The following is a 12,425-nucleotide window of genomic DNA, read 5'->3' on the forward strand; positions in this document are numbered from 1 at the left end:
CCCCCGCCTCAGCGGCGGAGCCCGCCCTCCGAGTCGATCACATTGCCGGTGATCCACTCGGCCTCGTCGGTGGCGAGCCAGGCGATCAGGCGGGCCGGGTCGTCGGGCATGCCCCAGCGGCCCGAAGGGAAGCGCCCGGCGATCTGCTCGTACACCGCGCCGCTGAGGTAATCGGTGTCCACAGGGCCGGGGTTGACGGTGTTCACGGTCACGGCGAGCTCCGCGAGGGTGGTGGCGAGCGTCCGGGTGGCGGAGGCGAGGGCGCCCTTCTGCAGGGAGTACGCGATCTCCTCGGGCATACCACCCGCGATGTCCTGGCCCGAGGTCATCATCACCACGCGCCCGCCCGGGGTGCGCGTGGGCAGGGCGGCGCGCAGCCGCGCGTAGGCCTGCACGAGCAGGATCACGGAGCGGGTGTCGACCGCCCAGTGCCGGTCAAGCCGGTCCTGGTCGATGGCGTCGAGCGGGCCGTCGTCACCGCTCAGGGCATGGTTGGCGACGAGCACGTCCACCCGGCCGCCCAGCGCTTCGGCGGCCGTGGCGCAGAGCAGCGCGGGCCCGCCCGGCTCGGTCAAGTCGCCCGGCCCGTGCGTGACTTGGGCCCGGCTCGGGTCGGGCGCCGCCTCCCGGACGGACGCCACCACGTCCTCGGGACGGTCCGCGCCCCACGGCATCGCCGCGTCGTGCGGGACATGGTGGTGCAGATGGACCCGCGCCCCGTACGCGACGAGGCGGCGGGCGACGGCGTGCCCGATGCCGCCCCTTCGGCTGGCACCGGTGACCAGGGCGGTACGGCCGCGCAGCGGCAGCGGGTCGCGGCGGAGCTGTTCGGGCGTGGGATGCGGGAGGAGAGGCATGGCAGTTCATGATGGTGGCCGCGGCACCCGGCCGCCACCGTAAATCGCCGGTCCCGTACGGCCGTTCGGGCATGGCGGAGCGTGGGGCCGTGCGCCCGGCCCGCGCCGCTTCAGCAGCCGCAGTCGTCGGCGTCGACGGGCGCGGTCAGCGGGTCGGCGGCGCGCTGCGCGGGGCCTTCCCAGGTCTCGTAGGCGAAGCCCTCCCGCGCCCAGTACTCGAAGCCGCCGAGCATCTCCTTGACCTGGAAGCCGAGTTGGGCCAGGGCGAGGGCCGCGCGGGCGGCGCCGTTGCAGCCGGGGCCCCAGCAGTACGTCACCACGGGCACCGAACGGTCGAGCAGTTCAGCGGCCTGCTCGGGGATCAGCGCGGTGGGCAGATGCACGGCACCCGGCACGTGCCCCTGGTCCCAGGACGCGGTGGAGCGGGTGTCGACAAGGACGAACCCCGGGTCACCGTCGGCGGCGAGGGCGGCGGCCACGTCCGACACGTCGGTGTGGAAGGCGAGGGAGGCCGCGAAGTGCGCGGCGGCAGCGGCGGGCGAGGCGGGCGGGACCCGCAGGACGGGGCTGCCGACGGCGGTCGCGGCGGTGCCGGCTGCGGCTACGGGGGTGCTGACCTGTGCGTTCATGCTCAGAAATCTATGGCCCACGATGATCACGGTGAAGAGACGATTCCCGGTGACTCCCTTGATCCGCCGGGGATTTCCCTGCTAGTTCTCGGTCATGACCGACGCTTCCCCGGACGCCACGGACTGGCGCATCCTCGATGTCCTGCAGCGCGACGGCCGCGCCAGTTTCGCCGAGCTGGCCCGCGCCGTGGCGATGTCCCCGAGTGCCGTCACCGAACGGGTGCGGCGCCTGGAGGAGGCCGGGGTGATCGAGGGGTACGCGGCGGTGGTCTCTCCGGAACGGCTCGGCCTGCCGATCCTCGCCTTCGTACGGCTGCGCTACCCGCACGGCAACTACAAGCCGTTCCACGATCTCGTCGACGCGACCCCGGAGATCCTGGAGGCGCACCACGTCACCGGCGACGACTGCTTCGTCCTGAAGGTCGCGGCCCGCTCCATGCGGCACCTGGAGGAGATCTCCGGCAAGGTCGGCACCCTCGGCTCGGTGACCACCAGCGTCGTGTACTCCTCCCCGCTGCCGCGCCGCCCGTTGGGCCACTGAGGCGCGCAGGCCGTTGGGCCACTGAGCGGTCGTACGACGGCTGCGCGGAGGGTGCCCGCGGCCTACGCCAGCTGCGACAGCGCCTCCCACGCCTCGGTGTCGCCCGCGTCGACCGCGGTGCGGTAGAGCTCCGCCGCGCGCCGCAGGTCGCCGTTGTCCTCGCAGAGCCGGGCCAGGGCGCCGCACGCGTCGATGTCGCCCTGTGACATCGCGGTGCGGTACGCCTGTTCCGCGCCGTCGAGGTCGCCGCGCCCCTCGCGCACCCGGCCGAGCGCCGTCCACGCCCCGGTGCCGCCCGCGTCCGAGGCCCGGTCCACCGCCGCCCGCGCGCCCGCGCTGTCGTCGGCGCGTTCCCGGATGCGGGCCAGCGCCGACCAGGCCTCCGGGTCGCCGTGCTCGGCGGCCTCGTTCGCGGCGCGTTCGGCGCCCTCGCGGTCGCCCGCCGTCTCCCGGAGCCGGGCGAGGACGGTGCACGCCTCGGTGTCCCCGGCCTGCGCCGCCGCCGAGGCCGCCGCGTCCGCCGCCGGGTCCCCCGCCTCCGCGCGCAGCCGGGCCAGGACCACCCACGCCTCGGCGTCACCGCGCCACGCGGCCCTGCGCGCCGCCCGCTCGGCCTCCGCCCGGTCGCCCTTCTCCTCGCTCAGCCGGGCGAGCCGGGCCAGGGCGCCGGTCGAACCGGCGGCCGCGGCGCGGGTCCAGGCACGGGCCGCGCCGTCGGTGTCGCCGTCGTCCCCGCGCAGCCGGGCGAGGACGCTCCAGCCCTCGATGTCCCGGCCGTCGGCGGCCCGTTCGGCCGCCGCCTCGGCGCCCGCCGCGTCCCCTGCGGCCCAGCAGGACCGCACCAGATGCACCTCGGCCGTGGTCACCCCGGCCTCCGCCGCCGCCCGGTACCCGGCGTCCGCCGCGCCCCGGTCACCCGCGCGTTCCGCGAGCCGGGCCGCGCCGATCAGACCCCATGGATCACCCGCGGCGGCGGCCCGCGCGTACGCGGCCGTGGCGCCGTCGAGGTCGGCGGCGCGTTCCCGGCGCCGGGCCAGCATCAGCCAGGCCTGGGTGTGGCCCGCCCGCGCGGCCCGCTCCGCGGTGTCCTCGGCGCCCGCGCGGTCGCCGTCCTCCGCCCGCATCCGGGCCAGGGCCGCCCACGCCTGCCGCTCCCCGCCGGCGGCCGCCCGGGTGTACGCGGCGACGGCGCTGTCCCGGTCCCCCGCGCTCTCCCGCAGCACCGCGAGCCCCGTCCAGGCGGAGGTGTGTTCCGCCGCCGCCGACTCGGCGCCGGTCCGGTCGCCCGACAGCTCAAGGAGCCGGGCCAGGGCGGGCCGCGCCACCTCGCCGCCCCGCTCGACCGCCCGCCGGTGCAGCAGCGCGGCCGCCGCGTGCCGCTGCCGGTCCTGCGCGGCCCGGCCCATCGCGTACAGGTCGTCGACGGTACGGGCATGGGCGGCCGCCGCCTGCCAGAGCTGCTCGGGCGGGGCGAGGCGGGCGCGCAACCGCCGTACGCCCTGGTCCAGATAGTCGGCCGGGTGGTAGCCGTCGGCCGCGCCGAGGCCCGGCGCGACCCGGTCGGGCACAAGCGCCGACAGCGCGCCGGACTCCTGGGCGCACAGGCTCTCCACGGCGGTCGCGAACCAGGCATGGTCGTGGGTGACCCGCGCGGTCGTCGGCAGGTACCCGGCGGCCGCCTCGGCGAGCAGCTCGGCGGGCAGCGCGCTGCCGTGGCCGAGGCGGCGGGCGTCGACGGCGGCGGTGACGACCGCGTACTCGATCTCGGAGAACGCGTTGCCGGGACCCGTCTCGTATCTCCGCACCAGTTCGGGTCCGCCGGTCAACTGCTGGATGACGCGGGCCCGTTCACCGCCGGGCCGCCGCGCCGCCTCGACGGCCGCCCGCATGCGGGGGTCACGGACGGCGATCCGGCGGGCCTGTTCGAGGTCGTCGCCGAGGCTGTCGGGTACGTGGATCTCCGCCCGGTGCGTCTCCAGGAGGCCCCGCGCGTGCGGGTACCGGTCGGGGCCGCCGACCGCGCGGGAGGTCAGCTTCCGCGCGTACTCGGGCCAGATCGTGCCGAGCACCACCAACGGCGCGACCTGGCCGAGGAGTTCGGTGAGCGCACGGACCGGCCCCTCGTCGGCGGGTTCGGTCAGATGGCGCTGCGCCTCGTCCAGCCAGACCACCGTACGGGCGTCCACGGAGTCCGTGGCGATCCACTCGACCAGCTCGGCCGGGCTCTGCGGCACCAGGACGGGCCAGGAGCCGAGTTCGTCGCGGATCGCCTCGAAGGCCGCCCGGGACTTGCCGGTCGAGGACTGCCCGACGAGCAGCGCGCACACCGACTGCCCGCCGTCCGCCGCGTGCCGCAGCCGCTCCCTGAGCACCTCGTCGTGCTTGCGCGCGAGGTACGGGGTGAGGGCGTCGAAGCCGCTGCCGTCCACGGCGACCGCACGGTGCACGCCCAGCCGGAAGGCGCCCCAGTCCTCGGCGGTACGCAGCGCCGGGCCCGGGTTCTCCTGGGCGGCGATCCACAACTCCCGGGTGCGTACGGCGACTTGGGCCGGGTCGGACGTGCCGCCGGCCCGCGCGAGGACGATCGCCACGGACTCGGCGTCGTGCAGTCCGGGCAGTTTCGTGCCGCCCAGGATGCGGTGGACGGTGTCCTTGGCGGGCGCGCCGGGCAGCGCGTCGTCCGCACCGACGGCCTCGGCGACCGCCTCCAGGCTCGGGGTGCCGGCGGCGAGGTAGAGGCGGTACAGGGCGCGCTTGAACTCGCGCAGCGCGCCCGGCGGCAGCCGTGGCGGGGCCAGCGGGCGCGGCCTGCGGCCCGGTCCCCGGCTCTCGGCACTTCCCTGCACTCGTCCGTCCCCCGCTTCCGTCGCGCCGCGATCGTCCCGTCGCGTCACGTCGCGTCGTGTTCCGTCGCGTCGCGCCCCGTCATGTTCCCTCGGGTCACGCCGCTTCCCGTCGCGCCCCGTCGCTTCCCGTCGCGCCCCGTCGCGTCTCGTCGCTTTCCCGTCGCGATCCGTAGGCCTTCATGCCGCGCCCCGTCGCCTCGCCGGACACCCCCGTCGCCTCCCGTCGCCAACGGTCGACGGCCCGCCGGCCCCGGCCATTCTTCTCGGCACGACCTCAAGCGTCCGACCAGCACCGGCCCACTCCAGCGGTCCGGCCCGGACGCACCCAACCTACCCGCCGCCCCTGGAGGCCGAGTTGACTCCCGTACCGCCCCTCTTCACCACTCTGGCCGTGAGCGCGGGCGCCGCGCTGTGCCGGACCCTGACGGCCGCGGTGCTCGTACTGCCGCTGCTCCTCGTCACCGTGGCGAGCCTGCCGGCGCTCGCGGTGCTGCCGTTCCTGCGCGACGGCGAGCTGCGCACCGAGCGGCTGCTGCGCCAACTCGTGGGCTGGACACGGGTCTTGACCCTACGGAGGCACCCGTGACCGGCGTACTCTGGCAGGCCGTGGGCTTTGATGTGGAGGGTGCATGGAGACGATCGTCCGGGTCGAGGGCCGACTCACCGTCGAGTGCGAGCACCTCGGCACGACGACGACCGCCGTCACGGTGCGGGGCGAACTCGACCTGTACACGGCCCCGTTCCTGCGCGCGGCCCTGGTCGACCTCGTCCAGCACGGCCACACCCACCTCTTCCTCGACCTGAGCGATGTCCCGTCCTGCGACAGCACCGGGGTCGGCGTGCTCGTGGGCGCCCTCAAACGCACCCGGGCGCGCGACGGCACGGTGCGCCTGGTGACTCCTTCCGCGAGCGTCCTGAGCTCGCTACGGATCACCGGCCTCTGGAAGGTGTTCGCGGTCTTCGACTCCCTCAGCGCCGCCGAAGAGTCGGTGATCACGGAGGCCTCGGCAGCACGCCCCGTACCCCGCAAACCCCCCGCGCGGCAGAGCGCCTGAGTCCCGGAGCCCTGATGACAACGGCAGAGCATCGCGAAGCTGCGAAGCGGGCGGAGTTGCGCATCGCCCATGAGCACCTCTCCTCGGAGATGACCGTGGTGACGCTGAGCGGCGAGGCCGATGTGTACTCCGCGCCCCGGCTGCGCGAAGTCCTCAGGGACGTCATCGAGCACGGCCGCCACCGGATCCTCGTCGAGATGTCCGCAGTCGAGATGCTGGACAGCACGGCGCTGGGGGTCCTGGTCGGCGCCTTGAAACGCACCCGCGCACAAGACGGGTTCGTCGGAATCGTGGGCGCCACGGAACGGATCCTGAAAAGCTTCCGCATCTCCGGTCTGATCAAGGTGTTCCCGATCTACGGATGCCTCTCCGAGGCGGAGGAGAAGCTGCCGCACCTCGCCGCCGTGCGGACCGGGAGGAGCGCAGGGACAAATCCGGTCGATCACGCCGCCGGGCTGCGGATCCGGCACGAACACAGCCCCTCCGGCCTGACCGTCGTCACGGTCGCCGGTGACGCCGATGCCCACACCTCGCGCCAACTACGGGCCGCCCTTGTGGCACTGATCGACGACGGCCATGTCCAACTCCTCATCGACATGAAGGACATGAGCATCAGCGACGGCAGCGGTTTCGGCGCCCTGGTCGGCGCACTGAAACGGACCCGGGCGCTCGGCGGCTACATGGGCGTCGTAGCCCCTTCGCGGAAGGTGCTGCACGTGTTCCGCGCCACCGGGCTCACCAAGGTGCTCCCGATCTACGGCTCGCTCGCCGAGGCCGAGGAGAAGCTGCCGGCCTTCATCGCGAACATGCCTCCGCCCGGTGCCGGCTCCGCCACGACGAACCGGCAGAGCGCCTGAGGGGCGGGAGGAGCACGATGGAGGAACAACCGGTCGCCCCCGCCCAGGAGCCGCGGCTGCACATGAGCCGTGAGCATGTCTCGGACACCTTGACCGTCGTCACGGTGGTGAGCGACATGATCGACGTGTATCAGGTGTACGCCCTGCGGGACGAGCTGCTCGACCTCATCGAGCATCAGCATGTCCAGATCCTCATCGAGGCCTCCGCGCTCGAGGGTTCCGACAGCACGGGCCTCGCGGTACTGGTGGGCCTCCAGCGCCGGGCGGTCAGCAGCGGTGGCCTCATCGGCATCGCCGCACCGCACATCTACTTGCTCAAGAGCCTGCGCATCACCGGGCTCACCAAGCTGTTCCCGGTGTTCAGCACCCTGGCCCAGGGCGAGGAGCTGCTGCCGCCGGTCGCGGCGGCCCTGCGGGAGCGGCGCGCCACGCGAAGCCCGAAGACCCGCCGCACCGCCTGAGCCCAGGGGACACGCCCCTCACACCCCCCGCTGCCGTACCGCCGACCCCGACCGCCCCTTCACGACCTCCAGTTGGGCATGCACCCGGCGCCGCAGGTCCGCGACGTGGCTGACGATGCCGACGCTGCGGTCGCGTTCGCGGAGCGAGTCGAGTACGTCGAGGACCTCGTCGAGGGTCTGGTCGTCGAGGCTGCCGAAGCCCTCGTCGATGAAGAGGGTGTCGAGGCGTACGCCGCCCGCCTCGTCCGTGACCACGTCGGCGAGGCCGAGGGCGAGGGCGAGGGAGGCGAAGAAGGTCTCGCCGCCGGAGAGGGTCGCCGTGTCGCGTTCGCTGCCGGTCCAGGCGTCCACCACGTGCAGGCCGAGCCCGGAGCGGCCGCGGCCAGAGCGGTCGTCGGAGTGGACCAGGGTGTAGCGGCCTGACGACATGCGCTGCAGCCGTACGGTCGCGGCGGCGGCGACCTGTTCGAGGCGGGCCGCGAGGACGTACGACTCCAGGCGCATCTTGCGTTCGTTCTCCGCCGACGTGCCCGCGGTGAGGCCGGCGAGCCGGGCCACCCGGTCGTACGCGGCACGCAGCGGGGCGAGCCCGTGCGCCTCGGCGGTGGCCTGCCGGGACAGCCGGTCGAGCTCGGCGCAGCGGTGTTCGGCGGCGGTACGGGCCGCTACGGCGGTGCGCAGCCGACGGTCCGCGGCGTCGGCGTCGGCGTGTGCGGCGGCCGGGTCGGCGGGCGGTAGCTCGGCGGCGGCCGCGGCGTCGGCCTCGGCGAGCAGGGCGCGTACGGCGGCCTCCTCCTGCACATGGGCGTCGATCCGGTGCTGGAGTTCGCGGTGCCGGTCGTCGTCGAGGGCGGCGTCGGCGGCGGCCCGCGGGGTCGCGAACCCGGCGCGGTACGCGGCGTCGGCGAGGCGGTCGTCGGCGTCCTTGAGGCGGCGGGCGGCGTCCTCGGCGGCGCGGACCGCGTCGGCGGCCTCGGTGAGCAGGGCGGCCTGCCGTTCCAGTTGCCCGGCGCGTACGGCGACGCTCGCGGCGCCTCCCCTGGCCTCGGCCAACTCGCGTTCCAGGGCGGCCTGTTCGCGGGCGAGCGCGTCCCGCAGTGAGCCGCGCGACGCGGCCCGGGTGGCGGCGTCCTGGCGCTGGGCGAGGCGCCGTTCGTACTCGGCCTCGGCCCGTGCCAGCGTCTCGCGGGCGGCGTGCAGGCCGAGCGCCGCGTCCCTGGCCTCGGCGTGGTCGCGGGCCAACTCCTCGGCGGCAGCGGCGAGTTCGGGCGCGGGCGCGGATCCGGCGGCGGCGGTACGTGCGGCGAGCTCCTCGCGTACCTCGCCGAGGGCGCGCTCCGCCGCGGCCCGCTGCTCCTCGGCCCGCCGGTACGCGGCGAGTGCCGCCTCCTCGGCCTGCCGGCCCACGTGCCCCTCGACCGTACGGGCGGGCGCGGGGTGTTCGGTGGCGCCGCAGACGGAGCAGGGCGCGCCGGGCGTGAGGCCCTCGGCGAGTTCGGCGGCGATGCCCGCGAGGCGCCGTTCCTTGAGGTTGAGCCAGTGCTCGTGCGCGCCGCCGGACCGTTCGCGGGCGGCGAGGGCGTGGTCGCGCGCCTCGTCGGCACGGGCGTGCAGCTGGTCCCGGCGGCGGGCGGCGGCGGCCCGCTCACGGGCGGGTTCGAGCTGTCCCGCGAGGTGCTCGGCGCGGGTGGCGGCGTCCTGGGCGTGCTCGATGCGCTCCTGCAGCGCGCGGCGGTCCGACTCCCAGCCGTCGAGCCAGGCGGCGGCCTCCTGGAGGGCGTCCTCGTCGGCGCGTTCCTGCCGGTCGGCCTCGGCGCGCTGGGCGGCGAGCTCGTCGAGGCGCTGTTCGGCGCGGCGGGCGGACTCCAGGCCGCCGAGTTCCTCAAGTGCCTTGCGGGCGGCGGCGGTCAGGCCGGTCGCGGACGCCCCGTCGAACCGCTCGGGCAGCGCCCCGCAGGCGCGCGCCTCGGCCTGCCGGGCGGCGCGGTGCTCGGCGTCGGTGGCGGCGCGCAGGCTGAGGGCGGGGGCGACGGTCTCGGCCTTCCGGGCCCGCTCCATGCGCTGCTGCCAGTCCGTGTACTGCTCGGCCCGCCCGTCGAGCCGTACGGCCCGCTCCCGCGCCTCCGCGTACCTGCGCTGCAGCCGGTGCGTCTCGCGTACGGCGTCGAAGGCCGCCTGGGCCTCGGCCTGAGCGGACTCGGCGGCGGCGACGGAGCAGCGGACGACGGTGAGGCGTTCGCGGGCACCGGCGCGGGCGACGGCCGCCCACTCCAACAGGGCGCCGGCGAGGCCGGGTTCACCGGGTGCGGCGGTGGGCAGCGGGAGTTCGGCGGCGTCGGCGGCGGCCTGCTGGACGCGGTGGGCGACGGCGAGGAGCCGGTCGTCGCCCGCGCGCACCTGGGCCTCGGTGGCACGGCGCCGGTCGGCGAGGTGGGACTCGACAGCGGCGAAGCGGCGGGTGTCGAAGAGACGGCCGAGGAGCTTGCCGCGGGCCTCGGCGTCGGCGCGCAGGAACCGCGCGAAGTCGCCCTGGGGCAGGAGCACGACCTGGCAGAACTGTTCGCGGCTCATGCCGAGCAGCGCCTCGATCTCGGCGCCGATCTCCTGGTGGGAGCGGCTGAGGTCCTTCCAGGTGCCGGACTCGGCGTCGTACTCCCGCAGCCAGGACTGGGCCTTCTCGGTGGTGGTGCCGGTGCCGCGCTTCTTGGGGCGCTCCCAGGGCGGCTGCCGGGTGACCTCGATCCGGCGCCCGGCGACGGTCAGTTCGAGGCACACCTCGGCGCGTACGGCCGGGGCGGCGTGGTCGCTGCGCAGGGTGGTGCCGGGGCTCTGCCGGGCGCCGGGCACGGCGTTGTAGAGGGCGTAGCAGACGGCGTCGAGTACGGAGGTCTTACCGGCGCCGGTGGCCCCGTGCAGCAGGAAAAGCCCGGCCGAGCCGAGCGCGTCGAAGTCGACCTCCTGCCGTCCGCCGAAGGGGCCGAAGGCGGTGAGCGCGAGGCGGTGCAGTCTCACCGGGCCACCTCGCGCGCGAAGTCGTCGGCGTGCACGTCGTCGAACGCGCCCTGGAGCACGGCCCGTTCGTCGGGGTCGGGGCCGCTGCCGCGGACGTGCGCGACGAAGTCCTCGGCGATCTCCCGGTCGTCGCGGCCCTTGAGCCGCTGCGCGTACGACACGGCCGGGTCGCCGTCCGGGCGGCGCGGCGCGAAGGCCAGGCTGAGGGTGTGCGGGAAGCGCTCGCAGAGCCGGGCCATGGGCTCGGGCGGCCGGACCGCGTCGGCGAGGGTGGCCTCCACCCAGTGGTCCTCGTAACGCTCCAACTCCGGGTCGGCGAGCAGCACTTCGAGCTCGCCCTCGATCCGGGCGAGCCGGCGCGGCACCGGGCAGTCGATCCGCTCGGCCGCGATCTCCCCGGCGGGCCCGAGGTCGATCAGCCACATGCTCTTGCGGTGGTGCTGCTCGGAGAAGGAGTACGCGAGCGGGGAGCCGGAGTAGCGGACCCGCTCGGTGAGGGTCTGGCAGCCGTGCAGGTGGCCGAGGGCCGCGTAGTCGACCCCGGCGAAGACGGCGGCGGGCACCGACTCGACCCCGCCGACGGTGATGTCCCGCTCGCTGTCGCTGGGTTCGCCGCCGGTGACGAAGGCATGCGCGAGGACGACGGAACGGGTGCCCTCGGGACGGCCCGCGAGGTCGGCCCGCACCCGGTCCATGGCGGCCCCGAGCACCGCCTCGTGCCCGGCCTTCTTGACCTTGAACTCGTCCTTGACCAGGGCGGGTTCGAGGTACGGCAGTCCGTAGAAGGCGACGTCGCCGTGGTCGTCGGCGAGCACGACGGGGGTGGCGCACTCGGCGGGCCCGGTGCGCAGGTGGATCCCGGCCCGGCCGATGAGTCCGGCGCCGACGCCGAGCCGCCGCGCGGAGTCGTGGTTGCCGGAGATCATCACGGTCGGTACGCCGAGGTCGGCGAGCCGGTGCAGGGCGTCGTCGAACACCTCGACCGCGGCGAGCGGCGGCACCGCCCGGTCGTACACATCACCTGCGACGAGCACCGCGTCGACCCGCTCGGCGCGCACGGTGGCGACGAGGTGGTCGATGAACGCGGTCTGGGCGTCGAGCAGCCCGACCCGGTGGAACGCCCGCCCCAGGTGCCAGTCCGACGTGTGAAGGAGCCTCATGATCCCCGAGGGTATCGGCCGCCCGGCGCCGCTCCGCCCGGTTCGGGGACGTCCGCCCCACCCACGTGACAACCGTCACCGCTCAGCGATCGGCCGCGCTTTTCTTCCCCCCTCCGAAGTCCTCGCCGGAGGGGCTGGTTTTCAGGGGCGCGGGGCTGTGACATCAGCGGCTCCGCCGCGGGGCGCGAGCGACCACGACGGCGCGGCAGTCGAACGACGGCAGAAGGGGAGCCCCTCCGGCGCTTGAGGAGCCGGGAGCCGGGGGCGGCGCCCCCTGGGGGAGGATCGGTCGGCGCCCCCCGCATAGGCTGGCCGGATGCAGGACGAGTACCGCACCGTGGCCCGCGAGGGCGTGCACGAGACCGAGGTCAACCGCTCCCGTTTCCTGTGCGCGCTCGCGCCCGCGGCGACGGAGCGGGAGGCCCAGGAGTTCGTCGCGCGCATCCGCAAGGAGCACCCCGGCGCCAACCACAACTGCTGGGCGTACGTCATCGGCGCCGACGCGTCCGTGCAGAAGGCGAGCGACGACGGGGAGCCGGGCGGCACGGCGGGCCTGCCGATGCTGCAGATGCTCACCCGCCGCGACATGCGGTACGTGGTGGCGGTGGTGACCCGCTACTTCGGCGGGGTCAAGCTCGGCGCGGGCGGCCTGATCAGGGCGTACGGCGGTGCGGTCGGCGAGGCCCTGGACGCGCTCGGCACGATCACCAGGCGCCGCTTCCGGCTCGCCACGGTGACCGTCGACCACCAGCGCGCGGGCAAGGTCGAGAACGACCTGCGGGCCACAGGCCGCGAGGTGCGGGAGGTGCGCTACGGCGAGGCGGTGACCATCGAGATCGGCCTGCCGGACGCGGAGGTCGACGCCTTCCGCGGCTGGCTCGCGGACGTGACGGCGGGCTCGGCGGTCCTCGAACTCGGCGGCGAGGCATACGGCGACGCGTGAGGGCTGACGTGCCGCACGACGCCCCGGGTCAGGCCCCCTGGGTTCAGGCCCCCTTCCTCCTGCC

The 12,425-nt window shown here is 75.2% G+C and carries 11 protein-coding genes; 6 read left to right on the forward strand and 5 right to left on the reverse strand.

Annotated features, from left to right (window positions below; all coding sequences use genetic code 11):
- Positions 1-8: 8 nt before the first annotated feature.
- The gene (locus GUY60_RS24540) at positions 9-857 is read right to left on the reverse strand and encodes an SDR family oxidoreductase (protein WP_161701414.1); all 849 of its coding nucleotides are present in this window, start codon (positions 855-857) and stop codon (positions 9-11) included.
- A 110-nt stretch (positions 858-967) separates the two neighbouring features.
- Positions 968-1,486: a rhodanese-like domain-containing protein gene (locus tag GUY60_RS24545; protein ID WP_161701416.1), complete on the reverse strand. Its 519-nt coding sequence runs from the start codon at positions 1,484-1,486 to the stop codon at positions 968-970.
- Positions 1,487-1,580: 94 nt separating this feature from the next.
- Here GUY60_RS24545 and GUY60_RS24550 point away from each other — a divergent pair, with 94 nt between their 5' ends.
- Positions 1,581-2,027 carry an Lrp/AsnC family transcriptional regulator gene (locus GUY60_RS24550; protein ID WP_161701418.1) on the forward strand — a complete coding sequence of 149 codons (447 nt, stop codon included), beginning with the start codon at positions 1,581-1,583 and terminating at the stop codon, positions 2,025-2,027.
- A 62-nt stretch (positions 2,028-2,089) separates the two neighbouring features.
- Here GUY60_RS24550 and GUY60_RS24555 read toward each other — a convergent pair whose 3' ends face one another.
- Positions 2,090-4,873, reverse strand: a complete 2,784-nt coding sequence (locus GUY60_RS24555) for a hypothetical protein (protein WP_161701420.1) — start codon at positions 4,871-4,873, stop codon at positions 2,090-2,092.
- A gap of 355 nt (positions 4,874-5,228) precedes the next feature.
- On the opposite strand from GUY60_RS24555, the gene GUY60_RS24560 reads away from it, so the two are divergent.
- From GUY60_RS24560 to GUY60_RS24575, 4 genes are read left to right on the forward strand one after another with little or no spacing between them, the layout of a single operon-like run.
- Positions 5,229-5,459, forward strand: coding sequence for a hypothetical protein (locus GUY60_RS24560; RefSeq protein ID WP_161701422.1), 231 nt, complete (start codon positions 5,229-5,231; stop codon positions 5,457-5,459).
- A 43-nt stretch (positions 5,460-5,502) separates the two neighbouring features.
- Complete coding sequence (locus GUY60_RS24565; RefSeq protein ID WP_161701424.1) at positions 5,503-5,928, forward strand: STAS domain-containing protein; 426 nt, start codon at positions 5,503-5,505, stop codon at positions 5,926-5,928.
- A gap of 14 nt (positions 5,929-5,942) precedes the next feature.
- Entirely contained in the window at positions 5,943-6,785 is an 843-nt protein-coding gene (locus GUY60_RS39550) for an STAS domain-containing protein (protein ID WP_161701426.1), read from the forward strand.
- A 17-nt stretch (positions 6,786-6,802) separates the two neighbouring features.
- Positions 6,803-7,246, forward strand: coding sequence for an STAS domain-containing protein (locus tag GUY60_RS24575; protein WP_161701428.1), 444 nt, complete (start codon positions 6,803-6,805; stop codon positions 7,244-7,246).
- Positions 7,247-7,264: 18 nt separating this feature from the next.
- On the opposite strand, the gene GUY60_RS24580 is transcribed toward GUY60_RS24575, so the two are convergent.
- Together GUY60_RS24580 and GUY60_RS24585 are read right to left on the reverse strand one after the other, a co-directional pair.
- Positions 7,265-10,258, reverse strand: a complete 2,994-nt coding sequence (locus GUY60_RS24580) for an AAA family ATPase (RefSeq protein WP_161701430.1) — start codon at positions 10,256-10,258, stop codon at positions 7,265-7,267.
- A complete protein-coding gene (locus GUY60_RS24585; protein ID WP_161701432.1) occupies positions 10,255-11,418 on the reverse strand; it encodes an exonuclease SbcCD subunit D in 1,164 nt (387 codons plus the stop codon). Before GUY60_RS24585 ends, GUY60_RS24580 begins: the two co-directional genes overlap by 4 nt.
- A gap of 316 nt (positions 11,419-11,734) precedes the next feature.
- On the opposite strand from GUY60_RS24585, the gene GUY60_RS24590 reads away from it, so the two are divergent.
- Positions 11,735-12,361, forward strand: coding sequence for a YigZ family protein (locus GUY60_RS24590; protein ID WP_161701434.1), 627 nt, complete (start codon positions 11,735-11,737; stop codon positions 12,359-12,361).
- The last annotated feature ends 64 nt before the right edge of the window (positions 12,362-12,425 follow it).

Source organism: Streptomyces boluensis, from assembly GCF_009908195.1.
Taxonomy (GTDB): domain Bacteria; phylum Actinomycetota; class Actinomycetes; order Streptomycetales; family Streptomycetaceae; genus Streptomyces; species Streptomyces boluensis.